The organism is Chryseobacterium sp. 22543 (assembly GCF_052044565.1).
GTDB lineage: Bacteria > Bacteroidota > Bacteroidia > Flavobacteriales > Weeksellaceae > Chryseobacterium.
The window spans coordinates 155503-181879 of the sequence record NZ_JBQENH010000003.1 but is presented as its reverse complement, the minus strand read 5'-3'; the positions used below and the strand labels follow the sequence as shown (position 1 = coordinate 181879).

25 protein-coding genes are annotated in these 26377 nt (G+C 35.2%); 10 read left to right on the top strand and 15 right to left on the bottom strand.

Going from position 1 to position 26377, the window contains the following annotated elements; translation table 11 throughout:
• Positions 1–3: 3 nt before the first annotated feature.
• The 8 genes from ACTJIP_RS11590 to ACTJIP_RS11555 all read left to right on the top strand — a co-directional run bounded on the left by ACTJIP_RS11590 (position 4) and on the right by ACTJIP_RS11555 (position 5682).
• Positions 4–594, top strand: a complete 591-nt coding sequence (locus ACTJIP_RS11590; protein ID WP_219072796.1) for a Crp/Fnr family transcriptional regulator — start codon at positions 4–6, stop codon at positions 592–594.
• Positions 595–646: 52 nt separating this feature from the next.
• A complete protein-coding gene (locus ACTJIP_RS11585; protein ID WP_219072797.1) occupies positions 647–1006 on the top strand; it encodes a DUF4406 domain-containing protein in 360 nt (119 codons plus the stop codon).
• Entirely contained in the window at positions 993–1574 is a 582-nt protein-coding gene (gene nudK / locus ACTJIP_RS11580; protein ID WP_077416849.1) for a GDP-mannose pyrophosphatase NudK, read from the top strand. The genes ACTJIP_RS11585 and nudK overlap by 14 nt, the downstream gene beginning before the upstream one ends.
• Positions 1575–1704: 130 nt before the next feature.
• Positions 1705–2376: a DUF2306 domain-containing protein gene (locus tag ACTJIP_RS11575; protein ID WP_180563889.1), complete on the top strand. Its 672-nt coding sequence runs from the start codon at positions 1705–1707 to the stop codon at positions 2374–2376.
• A gap of 269 nt (positions 2377–2645) precedes the next feature.
• The gene (locus ACTJIP_RS11570) at positions 2646–3026 is read left to right on the top strand and encodes a VOC family protein (protein ID WP_180563890.1); all 381 of its coding nucleotides are present in this window, start codon (positions 2646–2648) and stop codon (positions 3024–3026) included.
• A gap of 209 nt (positions 3027–3235) precedes the next feature.
• Positions 3236–4000, top strand: a complete 765-nt coding sequence (locus tag ACTJIP_RS11565) for a hypothetical protein (protein ID WP_077418048.1) — start codon at positions 3236–3238, stop codon at positions 3998–4000.
• Positions 4001–4192: 192 nt separating this feature from the next.
• Positions 4193–5089: a retropepsin-like aspartic protease gene (locus ACTJIP_RS11560; protein ID WP_440704599.1), complete on the top strand. Its 897-nt coding sequence runs from the start codon at positions 4193–4195 to the stop codon at positions 5087–5089.
• A gap of 146 nt (positions 5090–5235) precedes the next feature.
• Positions 5236–5682, top strand: coding sequence for a KTSC domain-containing protein (locus tag ACTJIP_RS11555; RefSeq protein WP_047385336.1), 447 nt, complete (start codon positions 5236–5238; stop codon positions 5680–5682).
• Positions 5683–6034: 352 nt separating this feature from the next.
• Here the strand turns inward: ACTJIP_RS11555 and ACTJIP_RS11550 are convergent, their stop codons facing one another.
• The 4 genes from ACTJIP_RS11550 to ACTJIP_RS11535 form a co-directional block, all read right to left on the bottom strand.
• On the bottom strand, positions 6035–9223 hold the full coding sequence (locus ACTJIP_RS11550) for an efflux RND transporter permease subunit (RefSeq protein ID WP_077416842.1): 3189 nt from the start codon (positions 9221–9223) through the stop codon (positions 6035–6037).
• 7 nt (positions 9224–9230) lie between these two features.
• Complete coding sequence (locus tag ACTJIP_RS11545) at positions 9231–10292, bottom strand: efflux RND transporter periplasmic adaptor subunit (protein WP_077416840.1); 1062 nt, start codon at positions 10290–10292, stop codon at positions 9231–9233.
• A 9-nt stretch (positions 10293–10301) separates the two neighbouring features.
• Positions 10302–11654, bottom strand: a complete 1353-nt coding sequence (locus tag ACTJIP_RS11540; RefSeq protein ID WP_077416838.1) for a TolC family protein — start codon at positions 11652–11654, stop codon at positions 10302–10304.
• Positions 11655–11743: 89 nt separating this feature from the next.
• Positions 11744–12337, bottom strand: a complete 594-nt coding sequence (locus tag ACTJIP_RS11535; protein WP_034695556.1) for a TetR/AcrR family transcriptional regulator — start codon at positions 12335–12337, stop codon at positions 11744–11746.
• Positions 12338–12516: 179 nt separating this feature from the next.
• On the opposite strand from ACTJIP_RS11535, the gene ACTJIP_RS11530 reads away from it, so the two are divergent.
• Positions 12517–16542: a T9SS type B sorting domain-containing protein gene (locus tag ACTJIP_RS11530; protein ID WP_175627248.1), complete on the top strand. Its 4026-nt coding sequence runs from the start codon at positions 12517–12519 to the stop codon at positions 16540–16542.
• A gap of 38 nt (positions 16543–16580) precedes the next feature.
• Here the strand turns inward: ACTJIP_RS11530 and ACTJIP_RS11525 are convergent, their stop codons facing one another.
• Positions 16581–17405, bottom strand: coding sequence for a CvfB family protein (locus tag ACTJIP_RS11525; protein WP_180563894.1), 825 nt, complete (start codon positions 17403–17405; stop codon positions 16581–16583).
• A gap of 136 nt (positions 17406–17541) precedes the next feature.
• Between ACTJIP_RS11525 and ACTJIP_RS11520 the strand changes: the two genes are divergently transcribed.
• A complete protein-coding gene (locus ACTJIP_RS11520) occupies positions 17542–17988 on the top strand; it encodes a hypothetical protein (protein ID WP_077416831.1) in 447 nt (148 codons plus the stop codon).
• 29 nt (positions 17989–18017) lie between these two features.
• On the opposite strand, the gene ACTJIP_RS11515 is transcribed toward ACTJIP_RS11520, so the two are convergent.
• From ACTJIP_RS11515 to ACTJIP_RS11470, 10 genes are all read right to left on the bottom strand, one after another.
• Positions 18018–18809 (bottom strand): SDR family NAD(P)-dependent oxidoreductase, encoded by a 792-nt coding sequence (locus ACTJIP_RS11515; RefSeq protein ID WP_219072803.1) that lies wholly within the window; start codon positions 18807–18809, stop codon positions 18018–18020.
• Between the two features lie 32 nt (positions 18810–18841).
• The gene (locus ACTJIP_RS11510) at positions 18842–19423 is read right to left on the bottom strand and encodes a TetR/AcrR family transcriptional regulator (protein WP_440704598.1); all 582 of its coding nucleotides are present in this window, start codon (positions 19421–19423) and stop codon (positions 18842–18844) included.
• Positions 19424–19482: 59 nt separating this feature from the next.
• Complete coding sequence (locus ACTJIP_RS11505) at positions 19483–20403, bottom strand: helix-turn-helix domain-containing protein (RefSeq protein ID WP_440704597.1); 921 nt, start codon at positions 20401–20403, stop codon at positions 19483–19485.
• A gap of 17 nt (positions 20404–20420) precedes the next feature.
• On the bottom strand, positions 20421–21245 hold the full coding sequence (locus ACTJIP_RS11500) for an SDR family NAD(P)-dependent oxidoreductase (RefSeq protein WP_180563896.1): 825 nt from the start codon (positions 21243–21245) through the stop codon (positions 20421–20423).
• A 128-nt stretch (positions 21246–21373) separates the two neighbouring features.
• Positions 21374–22228: a DUF4476 domain-containing protein gene (locus tag ACTJIP_RS11495; protein ID WP_077416821.1), complete on the bottom strand. Its 855-nt coding sequence runs from the start codon at positions 22226–22228 to the stop codon at positions 21374–21376.
• A gap of 121 nt (positions 22229–22349) precedes the next feature.
• On the bottom strand, positions 22350–23753 hold the full coding sequence (gene lpdA, locus ACTJIP_RS11490; RefSeq protein WP_077416819.1) for a dihydrolipoyl dehydrogenase: 1404 nt from the start codon (positions 23751–23753) through the stop codon (positions 22350–22352).
• A gap of 130 nt (positions 23754–23883) precedes the next feature.
• Positions 23884–24270, bottom strand: coding sequence for a cupin domain-containing protein (locus tag ACTJIP_RS11485; protein ID WP_139348529.1), 387 nt, complete (start codon positions 24268–24270; stop codon positions 23884–23886).
• Positions 24271–24320: 50 nt separating this feature from the next.
• Complete coding sequence (locus tag ACTJIP_RS11480; protein ID WP_077416817.1) at positions 24321–24665, bottom strand: hypothetical protein; 345 nt, start codon at positions 24663–24665, stop codon at positions 24321–24323.
• Between the two features lie 66 nt (positions 24666–24731).
• On the bottom strand, positions 24732–25811 hold the full coding sequence (locus ACTJIP_RS11475) for a glycosyltransferase (RefSeq protein WP_077416816.1): 1080 nt from the start codon (positions 25809–25811) through the stop codon (positions 24732–24734).
• 94 nt (positions 25812–25905) lie between these two features.
• The gene (locus tag ACTJIP_RS11470) at positions 25906–26355 is read right to left on the bottom strand and encodes a hypothetical protein (RefSeq protein WP_219072808.1); all 450 of its coding nucleotides are present in this window, start codon (positions 26353–26355) and stop codon (positions 25906–25908) included.
• Positions 26356–26377 lie beyond the last annotated feature (22 nt).

Here is a 26377-nt window from a genome sequence, read left to right as displayed (position 1 = left end):
AGAATGGGGGAAGAAATTTTAATTCTAAAAAACATTTCCAGGCATATTTCGCTCACCAATCAGGAGCAGTCTTATTTTCTGTCTCTGTTAAAAGAAAAAAAGGTAACCAAGAAAGAATTGATTTTGCAACAGCAGCAAGTCTGTAAAGAGATCAATTTTGTTCAGACAGGAATTTTGAGAGCTTTTCATATAGATACTACAGGAAAAGAATCTACAATCATGTTTGCTGTTCCAGACTGGTGGATCACGGATATGTATTGTTTTATCAATAAGAAACCTGCGATGCTGAATATTGAAGCATTAGAAGAAAGCTGTATTTTGCAGCTTCAAAAAGATCATCTGGATGAACTTTATCACCAGATACCGAAATTTGAACGCTTTTTCCGGATCATGATGCAAAACGCCTACATCAGAGAACAGCTCCGGACGATTGAAAATCTTTCTTTACCGGCAGAAGAACGCTATTATAATTTTCTTCAGAAATATCCTGAAGCGGTAAAGCGTATCAAACAAAAGCAAATTGCTTCTTATTTAGGGATCACTCCCGAATTTTTAAGCCTTATAAAATCCAAACAAAAAAACAGTTTCTCTTAAGCTATATTATTTTTTTTATTCTGAAAGTTCTGTTACTTTACCCAAAAAAATTATGTTTATACTTATTGCAGGTCCTTACCGCAGCGGAACGAACGATGATCCGCAGCTTATCCAGCAGAATCTTCACAATCTTGAAGCTGTTGCTCTTCCTATTTTCAGAAAGGGGCACATTCCTATTATCGGAGAATGGGTTGCGCTGCCATTGATCCATCTTGCCGGTTCTACCCAAATAGGTGATGAAGCCTGGCAGGAAATACAGTATCCGGTAGCTCATGCCCTTCTTGAAAAATGTGATGCAGTGCTTCGTATAGAAGGAGCTTCAAAAGGAGCTGATGAGGATGTAAGAATAGCCAAAGAAAGAGGTCTGACCATTTATTATAACATAGAAGATATTCCTTATGCAAAACCCTGATATAACCATCCTTCATACCGAAGTCCTTTCAGACAACTGGTATACTTTAAACAAAGTCACCTATTCTGTTTTAAAAAAGGACAGAACTACAGAAACTCAGAGCAGAGAGGCTTACGACCGTGGAAACGGAGCGGTTATTCTTCTTTACAACAAACTTTCAGACACGGTTATTCTAACCAGACAATTTCGGCTGCCGACTTATATCAATGGCAATGAAACAGGAATGCTTATTGAAGCCTGTGCAGGGCTTTTGGATAATGACAACCCGGAAGATTGTATAAAACGGGAAACAGAAGAAGAAACGGGGTATAAAATTTCCAAAGTTGAAAAGGTATTTGAAGCTTATATGTCTCCCGGATCTGTTACGGAAATCCTTCATTTTTTTATTGCAGAATATTCAAATGAAATGAAAATAACGGACGGTGGCGGACTGGAAGAGGAAGGTGAAAATATAGAGGTTCTGGAATTACCTTTTGAGGAAAGTCTTACTATGATTGATACCGGGGAAGTTAAAGATGCCAAAACGATTATGCTTTTGCAGCACCTACGGATGAAAGGGATCATGTAGAATGAGAACATCATTGATAGTTGATTGATGATAAATGATGAGTAAAATGTATATTTAACAGATCAGAGAAGTTTTGGAAGATTAAATTCCAATCTACGAGATTTTCTACAATAATCCATGAATAATGAAGATGTTGGGAATAAAAATCATTAAAGTAATAGCTGTATTTTCAGTTTTGATCTTCAGTATTCTAATGCTGAAAACGATTTCCCAATATACATCATTTGATAAAAATATCGGATTTCTGGCCTTTAAGCAGCAGGTAGTTGGCAATCCGTACTGGATGACTTTTTTCTACATTCATATTTTTTCTATAACGCTTTGTCTTCTGGCTGGCCTTACGCAATTTTCTAATCGGTTTTTAGCGGAAAACAGAGACCTTCATAAGATCATTGGGAAAATATATATTTACAATATTTTGATCATCAATGTTCCGGCATGCTTTGTACTGGGATTGTTTTCAAATGGAGGTCTTATCGGAATTACAGGATTTCTGATTCAGGATGTTCTTTGGGCCTATTTCACTGTTGCTGCTGTACTTTCTATTAAAAAAGGAAATATTATCAGGCATAGCAATTATATGATGTTAAGCTATGCAGTAACCACAACAGCAATTACTTTCAGAATCATTAAAAATTTTTTGTATAATGAAACCCAGCATGATTACCAGCTTTTTTACGGACTGAATGTATGGGCTGCCCTTTTGATCAACCTTTGTATTGCTTATGTAATGATCAGAAAAAATACAGGATTACCTGGAAAAATCAACGGTAGAAAAAAAAATACAAAGACTGAGAAATGATACCAGAAAAAATGATCCGATAAATATTAATGTATTAAAAATCAATTCATACTTACTATTCTTAGTCCATTTACTGAAAAAACGCATTATCAGATAAGCGATTCCTCCAAAAAGAGCGATAATAAAAAGAAGAAAAAAATAATATATCATGGTTTTGTGTTAATTCATGTAAATCTATTATTTTAAATCTAAAAAAACAATCAATAACGGAAGAACAGATCTATAAATATCTTTATTTTTGATCAGAATTGATGCTTAAAAAATAATTTATGGAAATTAAAAACCTTGACCATCTTGTTTTAACTGTGGCAGACATTGATAAAACGATTGCATTCTATACATATGTCATGGGATTTGAGGCAGTCGTTTTTGGAGAAAACAGAAAGGCACTCATCTTTGGAAATCAAAAGATAAATCTGCATCAGAAAGGACATGAATTTGAACCTAAAGCACAGACTCCAACCTGTGGTTCTGCTGATCTTTGCTTTATTGCACAGACAGATATTCATGGGGTGATGGAAGAACTAAAGCTGAAAAATATAAAAATCATTGAAGGCATTGTAGACAGAACCGGAGCTACTGGTAAAATAAAATCGGTTTATTTCCGTGATCCGGATCAAAATCTTATTGAAGTGAGCAATTATCATTAACAAATATTCCTCTACATCAGCCTTTTACTATTCATTTTTAAAGATTTGATGGACTACAATTTTTAAAATAAAAAAATAGCAGTACAAAATCCATATAAAATTCGCAAAATCAATTGAGAAAATCTATTTATTCCTTTATATTTTGGATTTAAAGCCTTAATTTTGCAGTGAAATTCAGAAAATTCGGATTCTTTCAACAGGTTATGTACATGAAAAAAATGATGATCGGGCTTGCTTTGGCCTTATCCATTACTATTTGGGGGCAAAAAACTCCTGCAAAAGCAAACAATCTGACACCCTACAGTTATCAGACTTTTAATTGTGATAATAAAGGGTATTTTGATTCGGCTAAATATAAAAAAGAAGAAATAGACGGAGTCAATAAGCTTTTGTACCAATTCAATGGAGTTGTATTTGATACCCGACCTGTTTTTAAACTTTCCCAGCTTGAAGAAATCCGCCAAAACAGAGAAGCTTACTTACAGGACCTTGAAAAGCAGTATGAGGAAAAGAAAAAGGAATTATACAGCATTAAAGTTATTGATCTTCCAAGATGGAAAAAATTGATGGAAGAGACCATTGATTCTTTTGAAAATGAATATCAGTTGAATAAAGAAGAAATCCTTGCTTATTCTGATCCTTCCACCCTTAGAAACAGTAAATATTACAATACCTGCAGAGAACAGATTGATGCAATATCCTCTCCGGATAGAGAAAAGATGTTTGTCGCATGGAAAAACTACACAGAGCTTAAGAGTAAGAATAATGCTGATCCGAAAGGGGTAATGGCGAGATTTGATGCCAAAATGAATGATCCGCAGAAAGAAGATTATGCGTTGATAGACCTTATTGGTCTTGGATTTCACAACTGTGCCAACAGCAGTTTCAGACAGAAACGTGAAGATGAGGTAACCTCTTACAAGGATTTTGATAAGATCTTTACAAAGCTGAAAAGAACTTGTGATGAACCATAATATTGATTCAAAAATTGAAAGATTTAATTATTAAAAAATATAATGGCAGTACTCAGATTGGGTACTGTTTTTTATTTGCTGATCTTTTTATTGAGAACGGTTAAGAAACGGTTAAAAGAGGGTTAACAGCTTGTTATTTCTTTGTGGAAGCGACGATTACAATTATTTTCGTCTGCGTAAAAAACTAATTCCATGAAACTCATTGTTATTTTTCTGACCTTGTTATTTTCTATAGCAATATCAGCTCAAAAACCACCCACTATCCTTCCTTTTTCCCTGGAAAACAATTCCGTTTATATCTATTGTAAAGTCAATAAGACTGACAGTATAAAGTTCCTGTTTGATACAGGTGCCGATGGTTCTGTCATCAATATCACTGCAAAGAAAAAAGTATCACTTACTATTGATGGACAGTCTGAAAACAAAGGCTCAAACGGAGTAAATACCGTCGATTACAGCAGTCACAATACGGTGCAGTTTGGAAGCATTCAGAAAAATGATATACAGTTTACTCTTATTCCCTATGGTTCTGCCAATTTTGACGGGGTTTTCGGAACAGACCTGATGAAAGGAAAAATCATTGAAATTGATTATTATAAAAATGAAATCCGGTTTTATGAAGAAAATGATCTGTCCATTGATTTGACGGGATATGAAAAGGTGAAACTGCATATGGTCGACAACTACCCTGCTGTAGAAAGCAGTATTGTCATAAATGATAAAGAATATTCAGGACTTTTTGGACTCGACAGCGGAGCTGATGATGCACTTACTATTGCCTCTCCTTTTGCGAAAAACAATGCTTTGTCCAAAACTATGAAAACCATAGGAAAAGCTACAGCAAGAGGTTCTGATGGTTCTGTGTATGAAATGCCTGTTGTTCTCTGTCCGGCTGTGAAATTCGCTCACAAATATCTTTATAACCTCCCGATTACCCTTTCCGGCTCCACAGAAGGAATTGATGCTACGGAAAAAATAGCAGGATTTTTTGGTAATCAGTTTTTAAAAAGATTCAACACCATCATTGATTTTAAGAACGGATTTATTTATTTTAAACTTAATAAAAATCTGTATTCAGGGTTTAATTAACTGTAAGGGTTGACTATACAAATTCTACAGGTCTGTACACAGGGTAATTTTCACTTTATAGCCCACCAAATAAATTAATAATGAATAAGTTATGGTTTTTTAAATTTAATTGCTTAATTTTGCACCCCGAAAATAAGGGTTAGAATATGAAAAAAATTGGTGAGCACAGAACACTTCTTGGGGTAGATAAAAATGTTACTTTAAAAGAATTAAAGACTATTTACAGAAATGTGATGAAAGATACACATCCTGATAAATTCATTAATGATGAAGCCGGAAAAACAGAAGCTGAAGAAAAAAGCAAGTCTGTGATTGAAGCGTATCACTTTTTGGTAAGTATTAATTCTGAAACGCAGGATAAATATAAAGAAGAATACACAGAAACGACTACAAAATCTAACATTCAGGATTTCTATCTTGAGAAATCGATTTTGACTGTTCAACATTTGAATGGAAACATGTATGAGTATATGGGAGTTCCAAGAAATACCTACATCAAAATGGTCAACGCTGATTCACCAAGCCGTTTTGCAAGAAGACATATCTATGGAAACTTTATCTACAGAAAGTCTGGTGAGGCTATGGCAGATTAATTTTTTCACATTACAATATTTGAAGACTTTCGGTTTATTCTGGGAGTCTTTTTTTGTTTTTAATATTATGTTTCGGCTAAAGCCCGCTCCTTATTAATATCTATTGTACAATTGATGTCATTCTGAGCAAGATGAAATACAGTAAAGAATCTCGTGTTTGATTAAAAATGAGATTCTTCCTTCGTCAGAATGACAAAAGTCAATAATTTGACTTTAAAACAGCGGTTTTCCTTAACAAACATCATCCAGCGGTTTTATCGAAGCCTGCAAAGACATTAAGAATCTATATCAACGGCAAAAAAAAGCCGTATCAAAAATGACACGGCTTTCGGTTAATTAAAGATTGTTATATTTAGTCTACATGTTTTGTAGTAAATCCATCTTCACTTAGCTCTCTATGCTCATATTCAGCTTTCATTTCAGCTTCATAATCCACTTTTTCATGTTTGCCCATTCTTCTTAAGATAGAGTCAAATATTGAATAAACTACCGGTACAATAATTAGAGTCAGGAATAATGACGATGTCAAACCACCGATAATTACCCAGGCTAATCCATTGTTCATTTCTGCTCCGGCACCTTTTGCAATTGCAATTGGGATCATACCGAAGATCATCGCGATAGTAGTCATCAAGATCGGACGAAGACGTGCGTGGTTTGCCTGGATCAAAGCATCATGCGTACTTGCACCAGCCTCTTTCCTCATATTTGCAAAGTCGACAATCATAATTGCGTTCTTCGCTACCAAACCAATCAACATGATCATCCCCAGCATCGTAAATATGTTTAATGAATTTCCTGTGATGGCAAGAATAACCATTACCCCGATCAATGCCAGAGGAATAGAAAATAATACCACGAAAGGATATACAAATGAGTCATATAATGAAACCATTACCAGATAAACCAATACAATAGCAGCCATTAATGCAATCCCTAAAGTACCGAAACCTTCAGTCTGGTTTTCCATATCACCACTCCAGATGTAGCTTACTCCTGCCGGTTTAGTCTTTTCGTTATCCATAAATTTAGCAGCCCATTCATTGGCAACATCCCCTACAGGACGGCCTACCACTTTAGACTTTACCTTTACAGAAGGTGCTTTATCTCTACGTTCCAATAAACTTGGTCCTGAACCCATTTTTACTTCTGCAAACTGGCTCAGTCTTACCTGTTCTCCTTTAGGATTGGTAAACATAAGATTTCTTACATCTTCAATAGATTTTCTGTTCGCGTCACCAAAACGGATATTAATATCATATTCATATTCTCCGGCTCTGAATTTTCCGTCTGTATTTCCGTTAAATGCAGTTTGCATTGTTTGTCCTACACTAGAAAGATTTAAGCCTAAAGAAGCCATTTTATCTCTGTCGATATTCACCTGTACTTCAGGGCTTCCAGAGTCAGTTGATAATTCTGCATCTACAGAACCAGGAACTTTTTTAAGCAACTCAAGAATTCTGTTTGCCTCTTTATTTGCTGTTTCGTTATCCTGAGCTGTCACTACCATTTCAATTGGTGCATTGTCTGCTCCCATTAATCCAATTGGTGCTGTTTTAAATTCAACTCCTGTGAATTTTTCTTCTAAAGCTCTCTTGATTCTTGCGGATTTGATATCTGTGCTCTCATTACGTTCAGATTTATCTACCAAAATCACCTGAATCTCTGACTGGTACAATGTTGCCTGTGCTCCACCAAAACCTGATGACTGCTGACCAACTGTTGTGATCATATCTACAACATCTTTGTCTTCTCTCAGATATTTTTCAACAGCAAGAGTAATCTGGTTGGTTTTTTCTACAGAAGCATCTTTTGGCAATTCCATCTGAACAAGGAACTGTCCTCTATCCATTTTAGGGAAGAATTCACCTCCGATAAATCCAAATGCAACCAACATAAATGAAGAGATCAAAATAATAAATGTTACAATAACCGTCATTACTCTTCTTAATGTCGTTTTCAAACACCATTCCAGAATTCCTGTGATCCAGTGTGTGAATTTTTCCAATTGCTTTTCGAACCAAAGAATAAACTTCTCAAAAGGATTTTTACCTGAAAGGTGTACCAATTTACCATATCTTGAAGATAACCAAGGAATAATGGTAAATGATGCCAGTAACGAAAACATTGTCGCAATAACTACGGTAACGCAGAACTGTGCCAGGATATCAGCAACCAATCCTGAGCTCATTGCAATCGGTAAGAATACCACTACAATTACCAATGTAATCGCCGTTACGGTAAATCCAATTTCCGAAGCACCATCGTATGCCGCACGAATTCTGCTTTTCCCCATCTCCATGTGACGATAAACGTTCTCCAAAACTACAATTGCATCATCCACAAGAATACCAACAACTAATGAAAGTCCAAGTAAACTCATCAGGTTTAAGGTATATCCCATAAGATACATTCCAATCACCGTTGCAATCAATGACATCGGAATAGAAACCATAACGATAAACGCGTTTCTGATGTTATGAAGGAACAGTAACATTACCACTGCTACCAGGATAATTGCTAAGAATAAATCGAAAATTACATGGTCTGCAGCTTCAAGCGTAAAGTCTGTTGTATCATCTACAATATTTATTTTAATCGCCTGGGCTTTATAATTGTTCTGAACATCAGCGATTGTTTTCTTCACTAGTTCCGAAACTGAAACCGCATTGGCATCAGATTGTTTTTTAACCTGAAGTAAAATCGTTGAATTCTGGTTATATCTTGCAACTTTCTCCACATCTTTCTGTGTATCAAAAACGGTTGCAATATCAGATAAACGAACCTGAGCTCCATCTTTATTGGAAACTACAAGATTATTCATTTCAGCAACATTTTTATACTTTCCGGAAAGTCTGATCGTAGATCTTGAAGTTCTTGTTTTCAAAGCTCCCGTTGGGAAATCCAGATTTGAAGAAAGAATTGCCTGCTGTACATCTGCGATGGCAAGACCATATCCCTGCATTTTCTTTTCATCTAAACTTACCTGAATTTCTCTTTCCTGCCCACCTACAAGGTCTACCTGAGCAACACCGTTTACACGGGAAAAAATAGGCTCTATTTTTTTATCTAAAAGATCATAAAGATCTTTATTATTCAGGTTATTACTGGAAATACTCAAAGTCATGATCGGAAGATCATCCAATGAGAACTTTTGCAAAGAAGGAGGATCTGCATCGTCGGGAAGATCTGCCAAAATAGCATTTACTTTTCTCTGTGCATCATTCAAAGCATAGTTTACATCGGCACCGGTATTCAGCTGCACCATAATAACCGATAAACTTTCGTAAGATGAAGATTCTACTTTTTTCACGTTTTCCAAAGAACCAACAGCATCTTCAATTTTTCGGGTTACCGAAGTTTCCACCTCAGCAGGCGAAGCTCCCGGATATACCGTAGAAATGGTTACCATATTGGTTTCAAACTTTGGAATCAACTCATACCCCATCATGGAGTAACTTAATAAACCACCCAGCGTAAGTATCGTAAATAATACGATAACCAGCGATGGTCTTTTAATGGATATTTCTGCTAACTTCATCTTCTGCTTACTTTACGATATTGATTTTCGAACCGTTATCAAGATTAATCTGTCCGCTGGTAATTACCTGCTCGCCTCCATTCAGTCCGCTTAAGATCTGAACTTTGTCGCCGTATACTTTACCGGTCTGAACTTTAATTAATTTAGCAGTACCATTATTTACAATAAATAGCTGTCCTGAACTTACTCCGTTTACAAAAGCTTCTGCAGGAACAGTCAACATATTTTGAGTTTCAGCACCGTGATTTGTTTTAAATGTAGCAGTTGCATACATCCCCGCTTTTAGGTTTCCTTTATTCTGAACCTCAATTTCAACCGGGAAATTTAAAGTAGCATCACTTTTAGGAGCAATGAATGTAATTCTACCGCTGAAAGAATCTTCCGGTAAAACATTCACATTAATTGGAACTTCCTGACCGAGTGCAATTCTGCCAACCTGGCTTTCGTCTACCAATACAGAAAGTTTAAGGCTGTTGATATTAACAATTTCAAACATGGAAGTCCCTATAGAAACTACTGTTCCCGGCTCAACCATTTTCTTGTTGATAGTACCACTGATACCTGCACGGATGCTGGTGTCATTCACTCTTACTCCCTGAGCTTTCACAGCTGCCTGTGCATTTTTCAGTTGAAGTCTTGAGTTATCAACCTGTTGTTTTGTAACCCCTCCTGTTTTAAAAGCATTTTCGTAACGCTGATTATCGATAATAGCATTTTGCAAATTATTCTGAGCCTGTGTAACATCCACTTCGATAGCATCTCTCTTGATAGTTGCCAACACCTGACCTGCACTTACTCTTGATCCTTCTTTTACCAAAACGCTTACAATACGTCCGGCAATTTCAGAAGACTGGTTCATTTCCTGCTTAGGAATGAAAGTTCCGTTGGCAGAGTAATCTGTATCAATATTTTCTCTTGTAACGGTTACAATATTAACGTTGATTTTATCTACCTGCTTGGCAACTTCTTTTACTTCCTGCGTCTGCTTTTCTTTGTTCCCGGCAATCTTATAAGCGGCTAAACCTATCAGTACTGCTGCTACGATGATATATATTAAAGTTTTTTTCATTTTAGTTTATTATAAGTTTTGTAGTGTGTTTAGTTCACCCTTAGCTTTTATCAGCTTGATCTCGGCCTGTTTGTAATCCAGCAATGCATTAGAATAGTTCTGTTTTGCCTGTGTTAAAGCATTTTCAGAATCCAGCACCTCTGTAAGGGTTGCTAACCCATATTGATAATTTGACTGGGTATTTTTCTGAACTCTTTCTGCCAATCCTACATTATCTTTCATGCTTTCGATATTAATCAATGCATTTTCCATATTGGTGATTGCATTTTTATAATCTAAACTTAAGCTCAACTGAGTGTTTTCAATATCAACATCAAGATCCTGAATATCTATTTCTGCCTGATTGATCTTCGCTTTTGTAGCTCCTCCTGTGAAAATAGGAATATTTACATTCAATCCAATTGCCGAATAATCACTCCAAAGAACGCCTTTACTAAGACCGTTTGTCAACGGGAATTTTGCTCCGTTTGCTCCCCATCCGTAGTTCGCAGTAAGATTTACTGATGGATAAAGATAAGCTTCGGTTGCTTTTTTATTGAAAACCAAAAGTTCCCTGTTTTTATTTAAAACTTTGATCTCTGTACGATCATTAAGATTTACGTTGCTTGCAATCAGCTCAGGCTTTGGTTCGATCTCTTTTTCTTCAAGCTCAATGTCTGTAGAAATCGGGATTCCCATATAAAACTTCAGAGCATTTTTTGAAAGTTCAACAGAGTTGATTAAAGTCTGCTTATTGGAACCAATATTCGTAAGCTGAACATTTGTCCTGTCTAAATCGATTGATTTTGCCAAACCATTATCAACCAAGCTTTTAATAACATTTCTTACTTTTTCAGTGTTGGCATAGCTGGCGGTTACCGTTTTAAGATTTTCCTCCTGTACAAACACCTGATAATAAGCTGTTGCTACATTTTCAATAATCTGTTCATTGGTCAATTGAGCATTCAGTACATAAAACTCTCTTGTTGATTTTGCAGCTTTAAGTCCTGTAAATACTCTTTGATCAAAAATTGCCTGCTGAAGTTGTACAGAAGCTGTAGAACCCCAAGGCTGCCCAAACTGCGCTCTGATTTTCTCTCCTCCAAATTCCAGCAAAGACTCCTGAATAATCGGGTTATAAGTTAAACCCGCCGTTGCACTGACCTGTGGAAGAGCACCGGCTCTGGCCTCATCAATCTTGTATTCGGCTTTTTTTATCTGTAAAGCAGCTTTTTTGGCTTCTGCCTTATTCTGAAGTGCCTGTTTTATAGCTTCCTGCAGGGAAACCTGCTGCTGGGCAGACATCAATGTAGAGCCGAAAATCATAAATGCTGAAGCTATCCCAATTTTTAGCTTTGTAGCAGTTATACGTTTTCTATTCATAATTTTATACTTCGTTTATTTTTTATTTAATTTTCAGTCATTATTTATTTCTAAATGACGAATCATTTTCAGAAATACTTTAGTTTTTTTTAGTTTTTGAACAACATATTGATAATAATCTCTTTTCGTTCAGAAATAATCTTATCATATTCTTCATCATTAATTAATAAATTTTCCATAAATAATGGTCTTATGGCACTTGGGAATACTAATAGAGCTACCATATTAAGAATAAACTGAACAGGTGCCATTTTTTCTATATTTCCCAATTCCATTTCTTTTTCGATATCCTTATACATATCATTCAGGATATCTTCTTCAATTTCTCTTTGATGGCAGGTCCCTTTATTGATCTGTGATACGATATACGTTTCCAGATACGGATACTGAAGACTTGTAGAAAGGCTGCTTTCTATGAATTGGCTGATCTTTTCTTTAAAAGGCAGATCAGAATTCTGAATGATCTTCGATTTTTCCTGTTCTACTCGTTGCGCTTCATCAAAGATGATCTGAATCAGCTTATCTCTTGAACGGAAATAGTAATTAATAAGGGTCCTGTTCACTCCTGCTTCATCTGCAATCTCCTGCGTAGTAGCATCAAATTTTCCTTTCACAAAGAACAAATTCTTCGCTGTCTCCTTGATCAATTCCTGTGTTTGGTCTTTTTTTGCTTGATTTGACATTTTTGTTAAACAAATTTGTGCAAATTTATACTAAATTTTATTTTTGACAAAATTGTTAAACAAAAAAATTAAACATAATTGTTATGACATCCATCATGTTTCTGACCTGAAGTTTGCTATTACTTAATATATAATGAGAAAGCTATTTTTATATCTTTGCCGCAAAAATTAATAACCTGATGAAGAAAATTCTTTCGCTGTTCATGGTTTTGAACGCGGTACTTCTATTTTCACAGAAAAATATTTCTGAAGAAAACTCCTATTATTTTTATGAAAACAAAGGTCAGATTATTGATCAAGACGGAAAAGAAAATAAAAATGTAAAATATCTTTTCCATTCTAATGGTCTGAATGTACAGCTGCGTTCTAATGGATTTTCTTATGATGTATATCAGGTAGAAAAAATAAGTACACCAGATAATCCTAAAACCCCAAAATCTTATAATCAAAAAGAGGAAAAGGTTAAATACAAATATCATAGAATAGATATAGACTTGGTTAACTCTAATATCAATTCTGAAATAATTCCCGAAGAAAAGTCTCCTGATTATGATAACTTTTATAATATTCCTGGAAAGCCGGCCGGGATCTTAAATGTGTATCGTTTTAAAAAGATTACTTATAAGAATATCTACAATAATATTGATCTTATTTTCTTTAAACCAAAAGATACTCTGAAACCTGTTGAATATAACTTTATTGTAAGACCCGGCGGAAAAATTTCAGATATCAAAATGAAATTCAACGGAGCAGAGACATCATTAAAAAATAAAAAAATTGTGATGAAACTTCGTTTTGGAGATATGTATGAAAATATTCCTCTTTCCTGGATTACAGATGGAAAATCTAAGCATGAAACCACTATCAATTATAAACATATTGATGAAAACACTTATGGTTTTGCCGGGACACAGGATTCATTCACCAAAACTTTAATTATTGATCCTGTACCTACCCCCTTATGGATTAAAAATCACCCAAACTGGGTATGGCAATCCAATACATATTATAGAGTATTGGCCAATTCCAATCAGGAAGTTTATACTGGATTTACTACTATTGCAAGATATAATATTGCTACCAGTACTTATACAATAATGGACTCTAACTCTCAGAACTATGGTTATATCTGTAAATTTGATCCGGCAGGAAATAAAATATGGGGTGTGTTTTTAGGAAATCATCAATTCAATTATGGAGGGGATGAAACCAATCTTCTGAAGGATATTACCATTAATAATAACAATGAAATATATGCTATTGGCCAGGCAAGAGATTCTCAGGGAGGTACAAACAATATAACAACTCCCGGTGCCCATAAAGAACATACAAATTACCAGGGGCAATGGATGGGATATGACATTGATTCTTTCATCATGAAATTTAATGATAATGGTATAAGAATATGGGGAACCTATTTCGGAGGAGATCAATTTGACACAGCAAATTCTATTGTATTAGATTCAAACCAGAACTTAATTATCGGGGGACTTTCCACCGGAAACAATGGGATTGTAACAGCTAATGGAAATATTCAAAATAATCCTAATATTTATAATGGGGTTTCTTTTATCGCAAAGTTTTCTCCGAATGGTCAACAAATGTATGGCTCCTATTTTTTTTTAAAAGAGTCGGGAATTAAAAAAATTGACAGAGACAGTAATAATAATATCTATTTAGCCGGCGATGTTTACCAGGGGTATAATATTACCGGAAATGGAACAGCAGGTACTCATCAGCAAACTTTGATTGGAGAAGGCAATACATTTCTAGCCAAGCTAGACAGTAATTTTCAATTTTTGTGGGGAACTTATTATGGCGGTAGAAACGCGTATGGTATTCAGCACAATTATAATGAAGGGAGAACAATAGTAAGAGATTTAAAAGTTGACAAAGATAACAATGTAGTTTTATTAGGAAATACGGATGCTAATGAAAGAATATCAACTTCAGGAACACATCAGCCAATACGCACATCTAATCTTGGTGATGATATCTTTTTAACAAAATTCAATCCTGCAGGAAATCAAATTTGGGGAACTTATTTCGGAGCAACAACAAGCAATGCTGTAAATGATGATCAGGCCTTCGGACTTTCCGTAGATGACAATAATAGTCTTATATTTTCAGGGCAGACATCAAACGCAGTTCAGATAGCAACTCCAAATGGGTATATGCCTGACAATAATAATGGTTATCGTTCAGGTTTTTTTACTAAATTTAATCCGGCAGGTAATCAGGTTTGGGGAACTTATTTTTATTCATCCGTTCATTCCATCTATGCAAAAAGTAATAATATATATACTTTAGGAGGAGCCCAGGTTAATAATAATTTCGCTAAATTTTATGATTGTGTTGCAGGAATATCTGTCACATCAAACTCTCCGGTTTGTATCAATTCAACTGTTCAGCTTAACGCTACAGGAGGAACAACCTATCACTGGACTGGACCTAATGGCTTTACATCAAACCAGCAGAATCCAACAATACCTAATGCAACAACAGCTCATTCCGGTACATATACCTGCCACGTTTCGGGGTCGGGAGGCTGTGATGGAACTTTTACTGTAAACGTCGTTGTGGGTGACAATATGGCTCCGGTTCCGAACGTTGCTTCTCTAGCAGACATTACAGGAGACTGTCATACAACAATAACAAACCTGCCTACCGCTACAGATAACTGTGCTGGTACAATTACTGCAGCCACTACAGACCCTTTATCTTATTCGATCCCTGGAACTTATGTTATTCATTGGACTTATAACGATGGGAATGGAAATACAGTTACTCAAAATCAAAATGTAATTGTAACCTCCCCCTCTCTTCCAACTGCTGCAAATGTCCAGCAAACTTTCTGCGCTATCAACAATCCAAAAGTTTCTGATATTCAGATTACAGGACAGAATATAAAATGGTATGATGCAACAGGAAATATTTTACCTGCAACAACTACTCTTGCCAATGGGCAAACCTATTATGCTTCTCAAACCATTAATGGCTGTGAAAGTAATAAAACGGCTATTCAGGTAACGATAAATACCACTCCTAAACCGATTGCAAATATTAATCAGGATTTCTGTGCTTCGGCAAATCCTACGCTGGAAAAGCTGGTTGTATCAGGAACAGCTCTTAAATTCTATAATGCGGCAGGAAATGTGATTCCGATGACAACTCCTCTGGTAAGCGGACAAATCTATTATGTAACCCAGACTTTAAATAATTGCGAATCTGAAAAACTGGCAATTACTGTAACGCTGTCCACAGATAATGTACCTGCAAAAGATATTACACAAGTACAATGTAATACAACCACAGCAAACTCAATGGTTGTTAATCTTCATTCTTATGAAGCCAGCATTATTAATAATCCAGGAAATTATATTTTCACGTATACTGATACTGCAGGAAATCCTATTTCCAATCCTTCCGGTTATACTTTAAATGTAGGAACAACACTTATTCACGTAAAAGTAGCTACTCCTGACGGATGTTTTAAAACAATAAGATTAAGCCTTACTTTAAATCCTAAGCCTTTTGTTCAGCTTCCTGATAAACTTGATTTTTGTGAAGGCAAATCGGTTGTTTTGGATGCAGGACCAGGATTTAAGTCTTATGAATGGAATACCGGAGCAACTACTCAAACCATTACAGTATCTACCCCAGGAACGTACACCGTGAAAGTAACCAATATTTTCGGATGCGAAAGTACAAGCTCCACTCAGGTGAGTTATTCTGTTTTAGCCCATATTGTTTCTGTAAATATTACCAATAATACAGCGACAGTTATTCTTTCTCAGAGCGGAAACTATGAATTTTCCTTAGATAATTTCACATGGCAGAATTCTAATATTTTCACCAATTTAAATATGGGAGAATATACTGTTTATGTGAGAACAAAATCCGGATGTATTATCGGGCAGAAGAACTTCTCTATATTCAATATTCCGAATGCAATCAGTCCAAACGGAGATGGGATCAATGATACATGGAGAATCGCAGGATTGGAAAATTATCCGGGAACAGAAATTTATTTATATGATAGAAAAGGAGCGATAATCTATAAGGAGCTTATTAAAAAGAAACCTTTCCAATGGGATGGAAAATATGAATCACACCCTATTTCTACCGGAAATTATTGGTACACTATAAAAGTTTCTGACGGAAGAGTCTACAGCGGATGGCTTCTGATCAAGAACAGAGAGTAACAAAAAAACGAGCAGAAATTTCTGCTCGTTTTTTTATTTTATAATAATTTGATTTTGTCGTCCAGGATATCGATGATTTTATCTTTATAAAGTCCTCCGATCGCTTTTTTAAAGTTTTTCTTACTCATCTGAAATTCATTCTTGATCTCTTCAGGTGAGGATTTATCAGATACATACAGAAGTCCGTAATTTTCTTCCAGTCTGTTAATAATCTTCTGTTTGAACTCGTCAATATTTTCAAAACCGTCCGGCTGTAAGGAAATATCTATTTTCCCATCTTCACGAATCATTTTAATATAGCCTTTTTCTTCTGACAGTGGATAAAGTTTTTTGAAAACATCAGAAGCGTATATCAAACCTATGTACTGCTTGTTGATAACCACGTTCCAGCCCAGTTCACTTTCGTTCATCATAAGCAGATCTACTTTGTCTCCTTTCTGAAATGGCAGATCATCATACTGTGGGTTTCTCTTGAACTTTGTTGTCCCTGTAATCAGCTCCATATCTTCATCTACATAGATATAAACCAGATATCTTTTACCTTCTATAATTTTGGTTTTCTGCTGTTTGTAAGGGATAAATAAATCCTTAATGATTCCCCAATCCATAAAAGCTCCGCTAGGAAGACTCTGTACACAGCTCATTACCGCAAATTCACCAACTTCAGCCAATGGAATTTCAGTAGTTGCCTTTAATTTATCGTCATCCTGGTATACAAAAACTTCAACTTCATCACCTGTTTCTTTTTCATCCTGAATAAAGATTTTAGGCAGAAAAGCTTTTTCTCCGGATTCGTCCACGAGGATCCATCCTGAATTAATTTGTTCTGAAATTGTTAGAGTCTGAGTTTTTCCGAGTTGCATTGATGATAAAATTAGCTTACAAAGGTACGGAAATTTGAAGATGCCAACCTAGTCAATACCATTATAATCTTTGGATGATTCTTATTAACCTTTTATAAAGACCGTAAAACATGTACATTTGAATAAAAAACAAAACATGAAACAATATTTCATTCTGCCTTTGCTCTTTTCGGTTGTCTTTTCAAAAGCTCAGCTACTGGAGAAAACAGCGGTAAATATTTCTTACCGATACACCGGAAGAAATGTTCTGCAGGCAGGATTAGAATATAGATTTGGAGACAGCTATGATGGTTCTATTATTCTGGGACCGTCTCTGCTTTATACCCATGTTAATAACACAGATAAATTTATTCCGGAGATGAATATCAACTTTCTACGTGCCGGATTGCTGTTTGGAATATCCGGCAATCCCTATTCGTTAGAACCAAGAATAGGGATCTCATTATTTAATGCTATATTTCTGAATAGCGGATATGCTTTTCCTATTCACAGAGATAAATATTTTAAAGGAGTAACCTTTGGAATACAATTCAATATTGCTCCGAAACATTCTAAGTTTTACGATAATCTGAAAATAATGTAAAAGAGCAACTGAAGATATATTTTTATGGGTTATATTATCTTTAAAACTCCACTATCTGCTCTTAAGCTTGCTCCATTTACCGCAACAGAAAGAGGGCTGGAAAGGTAGACTGCCAGGCTTGCAATTTCTTCCGGATTAATAAATCTTTGTAAAAGAATATGTGGGTTGGCGGTCTGGATAATGATTTCTTTCATTTGATCCACAGTCAGATGTTGAGCTTCGGCTATTTGCTCCACAGTAGCAGCAACCCCATCGCTATAAGTAGGTCCACCTAAAATGGTATTAACTGTAACGGCACTTCCTTTTGTGAGTTTGGATAAACCATTACTTAATGCCGACATCGCAGCTTTTGTCATTCCGTAATGAATCATATTTTCAGGAACATTGACTCCTGATTCACTGCTGATAAAAATAATTCTGCCCGAGTTTTTTCGGATCATCCCTGGAAGCAGCTTTCTTGATAACCGCATCCCACTCATCACATTGATTTCAAAATAATGATACCAGTCTTCATCCTGCAATTCATAAAAATCACTGATTCCGAAAACGCCTACATTATTAATAAGAATATCAATATCCTCCAACTCCTCCAGTAGCTTATTAAGATCTTCTTTTTTGACAAAATCTGCGGCAATTCCAGACACATCTGCATCTGGAAATTCCTCCTTGAGTTTTTTCTTCGCCCATTCCGTTTTCTCTTCACTTCTGCCATTGATAATTACGGACGCACCTTCTTCCAACAATTGTTTTGCTATTGAAAATCCTATTCCCTGTGTGGATCCGCTAATAAATGCTTTCTTTCCTTTTAGTTGTAAATTCATTGTTTTATTTTTGTAATGATCGTTAAAAAAATTTAATGCAATACCTGCAATTGCAATTCAATCTGGGTTTTCAAAATCCTCCTGTCCGGGTACATTCTACGAAGAGAATTAATACCACACCAAAACGTGATCAGGTACTTACCCAAAACCTCTGCCGGAAGTGTTGATTTCAGAGTTCCTTTATTTTGTTGTTGCTGAATAACCGAAGTATAGAGTTTTTCTGTTTCCTTTAGTATCTCGACAGCCTCTTCTTTCAAACTTTCCTCTACGAATGTCATTTCAACAAGTGTATTGGCAACAATACAGCCTTTCATATGCTCATTATAATCAGCATTAGCGATATTTAAAAAGAAACTTTTAATAAGTCCAATCGGATCTTCGCTTTTATTCAATCTTTGCTTGAAGTTTTCAAAGTCTTCTCTTCGCTGCTCTAGGCTTTTTTTAAACAGTTCTTTTTTGCCTCCTTTGAAAGAGTTATATAAACTTCCAGCTCCTGCTCCAGTTGCGACAGTCAAATCACTGAGCGAAGTTGCAGTAAAACCTTTTTCCCAGAATAATTTCTGAGCTTTTAGAATCAATTCTTTATCCTGATGGATATTGGGTCTTCCTTTCATTTATTTTTGTAATGATTGATACAAAAATATAAAAAAAGAAATTATCTGACTTATTTTTTTTAATTAAAAGATTTTCGGAACTCCAGTGGAGTTTGTTTTGTAGTTTTTTTGAATAATTTACTAAATGACTGAGGATATTCAAATCCGAGCTGATAAGCAATTTCTGTAACGGTTAAGTTGGAAGCAGTTAATAATTTCTTAGCTTTTTCAATTAAATGTTCATGGATATATTGTTGAGTATTCTGTCCTATTGTATTGCGCAGCAGATCTGTCATATAATCGGGCGAAAGGTGAAGTTCACCAGCAAGAAAATGCACTGTCGGCAGCCCTTGGGTAAGAGCTTGTTCGTTGTTAAAATAATCCTTCAAAATTTGCTCAAGTCTAGTGACAATATCATTATTCACTAATTTTCTGGTAAGAAACTGTCGGTTATAAAAACGATTGGAATAACTCAATAAAAGATCCAGGTGAGATACTACAACATCCTGACTGTAATGGTCTATATTATTCTTCAGTTCCTGTTGTAACTGTTTCAGTAAAGATGAAATTACAATATTTTCTTTTTCTGAAAGATGCAGTGCCTCTGCTATGGAATAAGAGAAAAAACCATATTGATCTATATTTTTCCCTAAAGAATATGGACGGATTAGCTCCGCCTTGAATACTAACATATATCCTTTAACAGGATTATTTTTTATTGATGTTACTGAAAATATCTGTCCTGGTTTTGTAAAAGTCATCATCCCTTCATCAAAATCATAATCTTTAAGACCATATTTAAAATTCCCGTTACTGCCTTTTTTAAGAACAATGCAATAAAAGTCATTAGTAAAATGATTCCATATATCGCTATGCTGATAGCTTAATGATTCAAAATCAATTACACTTATCAAAGGATGATCCGGCTGAGGAAGAGCAAACAAACGATGCAGTTCTGAAATAGATCTTATCACATAAGGTCCTGAATAAGGTTTTTTCATTTATTCAAATTTACACATTATTTAAAATCCGTAGAAAAGGAAAGATGTTTCCATTGCTCTAGTTCTTCAGTTTCATTTTTTCTATGTTCAAGAATTGATTCATAACTATCCTTTCCTAAAATCAGATGTAAGGGCGGATTGCTTAAAGTACTAATATTATAAAGTATTTGAGCAAGTTTCACGGGATCACCAGGCTGATAACCATGGAAGCTTTGAAGCATGTCAATATGCTTGTCCAAGTGATAATCCTCAATCCTATTTTCTGCAGCCGTCAAAGTTGCCTCACTCATAAAACCTGTACGGAACATTCCGGGAGCCACTACTGTCACATTCACCCCGAAAACTTTGACTTCTTGTGCAAGAGCTTCTGAAAGTCCTATGACAGCAAATTTTGAGGCATTATAACTGCCTGTATTGGCATAACCAACATATCCCATATTGGAAGAAATATTGATAATATGTCCTGATCTCTGTTTTCTTAGAAATGGCATAGTGTGTCTAATAACATTAACCATCCCAAACAGGTTTACATCCATTGTTTTGCGGAATTCTTCATCCTTTATTTCTTCTACACTGCCTGCTAAATAATAGCCTGCATTATTAAGAACCACATCAATGCCACCAAAATGCTGAATACCTTTTTTAATAGCATTTTTTACATCCTCATCATTCGTAATATCAACCTGTAAAGAGAGTAAATTTTCTGTATCTCCATTATTTACATGTTGTATGTTCCGGGAAATGGCTATTACTTTATCTCCTTTATGTAAAACTTCTTTTACCGCTTCAAGTCCCATTCCTCTTGATGCTCCGGTTATAAACCACACTTTTTGCTTATTCATAATATATATCTTATTAATGATGCAAAGTTCGGATTTCGGAAAGATCAGGAAGTGTTCAAATCACCGTTTATTGTATTCAAAAGCAGGATATAAATTATTCTAGAGAGAGAAAGATAAAAAAAGTCTTATTACAAATTTGAAATATAATCCATCAGCTCCCGCTTACTGCTTTCAAAATCAAAAGCATCATACACCATAAAGTATCTGTTTTTATCAACGCAGTTGCGATACATAGATTTAGCGAGTGCTAATTTTTTATTATCAAAACTGATAGCTTTTACCAGATCTCTTATTTGTGCGGAAGTAAACATTGAAGTGCGCATCTGCTGATTGATCATAGCTATTTTACCATCATCAAACTTCTCATTCCTTATCATCATATCAAAAAACTGGCGGAAAGAATTATTATCCATTACATTACCCTGATTATATCCATCTCCGGACTGGTTTCCGTAAGGATTGTTCCATACATCATTCCAGTCATTGAAGCCATATTGGCCCTGAACAGGATAAGAATCCAGAAGATATAACCCTTCATTGGTAAAAAAATCCAGCACCATTCTGTTATTATTGCGAAGCATAAGCGTGGTTCTGTAAATCAGAAAACCATTTTCGTAGATAGAAACAGGCATTCTTCCTGACGACAAATCAAAGAACCTGTATTTCCCGGAACCATTGGCTATCATCTGATCTCCAATTTCAACAGTGAAAAAGCCTTGCTCAGGAATTCTCAGAAAAACTTCCGCATAGCCATAGTTCCTGTTCCACTGATAATTTGGATGGGTATTTCTATTTCTCTGAGGAATCGTATTATTTCCAGGTCTCATCCCATCAGGAGTTTTATTTCTTTCATTTAAACTTTTGGGAGATCTCATTTCTGAGGTAGAAGCTTCATTCTTTAATAACTCTCCAACCTGACCTGCTTTCTGGGCAAAAGAGCTGATCCCCGCTAAAAGCATCCCACTGATAAAAATCTTTTTCATACTTGAAATTTCAAAAATCAATCTCCATTTTCATGCCAAAAGCCACATAAAAAAGGCTGTCTCAAAAAGAAACAGCCTTTAATTTTTAAATATTTAAATGATTAAATTTTTTAATCAATTATTACATATGAATTGGTCTTTTCCCTGTAGCATCCAATGCAGCTTCCTTAATAGCTTCTGCATAAGTTGGGTGAGCATGAGAACTTCTTGCAATATCTTCAGCACTTGCACGGAATTCCATAGCAATTACTCCTTCAGCAATAAGGTCAGCAGCTCTGGCTCCGATGATGTGCATTCCTAAAACCTCATCTGTTTTTTCGTCTGCAATAATCTTAACAAGACCATCAACATCACCACTTGCACGGCTTCTACCTAATGCTCTCATTGGGAAAGAACCTACTTTGTAAGCTACTCCTTCTTCTTTCAGCTGCTCTTCAGTTTTACCAACTCCTGCAACTTCCGGCCATGTATAAACAACACCAGGAATCAGGTTATAGTTGATGTGAGGTTTTTGTCCTGCTAATGTTTCAGCAACAAAAACTCCTTCTTCTTCAGCTTTGTGAGCCAACATAGCCCCTTTGATAACGTCACCAATAGCATAGATATTCGCAACATTCGTTTGTAGGTGGTCGTTTACTTTTACTCTTCCTCTTTCGTCAAGTTCTACCCCTGCTTTCTCAAGGCCAAGCCCATCTGTGTAAGGTTTTCTTCCTACAGAAACCAAGCAGTAATCTCCTTCTACTACTACTTCTTCTCCTTTTTTATCTTTAGCTGTGATTTTTACAGTATCTCCGTTTCTTTCAACCGCAGAAACCGCAGTAGAAAGCATAAACTTCATTCCTTGTTTTTTAAGAACTTTAGTCAATTCTTTGCTTAAAGCTCCATCCATTCCAGGGATGATTTTATCCATAAATTCTACAACAGTTACCTGAGCTCCTAATCTTAGGTATACAGAACCTAGTTCCAGGCCGATAACACCACCTCCGATTACTACTAAATGCTTAGGAATTTCTTTAAGGTTTAAAGCTTCCGTAGAAGTAATCACTCTTTCTTTATCTAAAGAGATGAAAGGCAATGCAGATGGTTTAGAACCTGTTGCAATGATTGTATATTTAGATTCGATAGTTTCAGAAGAACCGTCGTTTTTTGTAACTTTAATCTGAGTAGCAGATTCGAAGCTTCCCACACCTTCAAAAACAGTAATTTTGTTTTTGTTCATCAGGTAGCTGATTCCATCTGTATTCTGCTTGATCACTTCATTTTTACGTTCGATCATTCTTGTAATATCCGCTTGCGGCTCATTGATGATGATTCCGTGACCTGCAAAATTGTGTTTTGCATTTTCGAAATGCTCAGAGCTGTCAAGAAGCGCTTTTGACGGAATACATCCAACATTAAGACAAGTTCCGCCTAAAGTTGAATATTTTTCAATAATTGCTGTTTTGAAACCTAACTGTGCTGCACGGATAGCAGCAACATAACCACCGGGACCAGAACCTATTACGGTAACATCGAATTGACTCATGTTATTTTATGAATTTGTTTATTATTATCTATCTTAATTCTCACAAATTTACATATAAATTACTAAGCACCAAAGTGAGTTTTATCAATTTTAAAAATGATAATTATATGCTTTTGTTTTATGAAAAATGTTATTTTATGAATTTTATATTTTCCTCATTCCCCTCTTTCAAATAAATTGCTGTAAAGATGAGTGGTTTCTCTGCTGATGCATTATCAAAATGGAGAATCGTAGTATTTTTAGGTTCATAGAAAGCATAACCTTCCCGAAGAAGAACGCTTTTCTGCCCTTGTATCTGAAAAATAGCTTCTCCGGACTTTATGATTCCTACTACCGGACATTGATGCACATGTTTGGGAGCGGCCAGTCCTGCAGCCATTGTTATTTCCTGAATTTCTGCTGATTTAACACTCTGATCAAGAGCAGTTTTTAATAATTCTTTTCTGGAGATGGTCTTCTGCTGAGCCATGATTACAACAGAATTCAGCATCAAAATAGCAATTATAAATGGTTTCATTGATTTGGTATTTAATTCTACTGCTTGTTTTTATTAAATCAGCTAAAATATCACACATCCAACTTTCCTTGTCCAAATGTACCTGTACTTTCAAAAAATGAACCTCCATATACATACCATTCAAGGCTTTCCAGATACTCTACTGCATTTTCCGGGGTTATCTGTGAACGATCTTTTTTTGAAACAATTCCTTTGTACCATCTTCCCGACTTGGAAAAACTTTCATTTTCAACAAAATAATGAATCCATATTCTCTGACACAGTTTGCATTGTTGAATGGAAACTTCTCCATATCTTCCGTTCGTATGGTCTATACCTAATTCGGAACTTCTAAATTCTGTATAATTGAAGTCAGGTTTTTCACAAGCGCATCCTATTTTTGGGATTTTATTCATTACGATCTATTTTATCACCCCAAATCTAAGAAAATAAAACCCCATAAGACAAATAGTCCGGCAATACTACTTCATTAAATCCAGCAATACCCTTTCGTATTTATCCAAAATAATATTCTTTGAAAACCTTGATTTAATAGAGTTTCTTATTGCATCTTTATTATAATTGTTCTGCAATACTTTTACAATCTGTTGTGCAAAACCATCATAGTTTTCAATATTGGCAACTTCACCGTTTACATTATGCTGAATAATTTCATTGATTCCTCCGGGGCAGTTGTTGGCTAGAGAATAAGTTCCGCAGGCTCCCGCTTCCAGAAGTACATTGGGAAAACCTTCATACCTTGAAGAAAGTACAAATAAATCTGCATATTTCAGATATTGGTAGGGATTATCCTGTCTGCCGTGAAAAATTACTTTTTTTAATCCTAAGAGTTCTTTGGTCTGATATAAGATCTCCTTATCTTTTCCATCACCCAGAATATGAAGCATAATATTTTCATTCTTCAGTCTGGAAAAAACCTTCAACAGGTTATCAAATCCTTTTCTGGATGATAAGTTGCCAATGGCCACTACGTTTTTATAGTTGTATTTGAAGCATTCTGGTTTTAAAGAGAGTGCCATTTTATCTTCAATAAAATCAAAGTCTACAGGATTATTGATCTTGACAATTTTTTTCTTTTTAATATTAAAATTATCAACAAGATCCTTCATCATATCATCACTCTGCGCAATGATTCTCTGATAGTTATTGTAAAAATTATAGAAAAACTTAATCTCTTTACGGGTTACATGCTGGGTAACGACATTGGTTTCCCGGGCAATGAATTTGGTTCTTGGAAAGAGTTTGATGAATAAGGATAAGTAAGCATTTACCTCTCCGAAACCTGAAAAAACAATATCTGGTTTTCTTCGGTAGATTTCACCTAAAATAGGCTTTAAAGAATGTCTTATTCTTTCGGTATTGATATCGATAATTTCGACGTCTTTTTTCAGAAAATTCAAATATCCGCCTTGTTTACGTAACAGCAAAATCTTGGGTTCAAACCGATCTCTGGAAAGATGATTCGCAATAGTAGTAACAATTCTTTCTGCTCCCCCGGTTTCTAAGTCCGGCAGAATAAATATGACAGATATCTTTTTCATCAGTGTAAAGTTAGTAAAAAGTTTGGTTATCTTTCAAATATTCCTTTCTTACACTAAAGAACAAAAGTAAGCAAAGTATAAAATTATTGTTACCTTAGAAATAGTTTTCAAAGAAAAACCCTGACCCTGGGATTGAGTCTAATTTAGATTGAATAACAGGATAACGAGAAACCCATCTATGCAGCTCCAAATTACTTTTTATACTATCATTAACAGGAATAGAAACATATAGTATATTATTATAAATATTATGTTTTAAATACAATACTAAAAACCTTTTACCTATATTTTTCTCAGCTTCAGAAAATGACAAATCTGTCGTAGATCGTCCTTTATAATTCTTATTCCCTACTTTAAACGAGTATAAAAAATAGAAACCAGTACCTCTTCCATATCCTTTAATGCTATTTATTTTGCCAATTGCATATTCTCCTTGATTCTTATAATTTTTTTTTAAGTTCTGTCTTAGTGAAAAATCAAAACAAATGATTGCTATTATTAGAAAAAATAAAATTACAGGATAATATTTTTTAAAAAAATCCATTTATCTCTATTTATAAACTTTT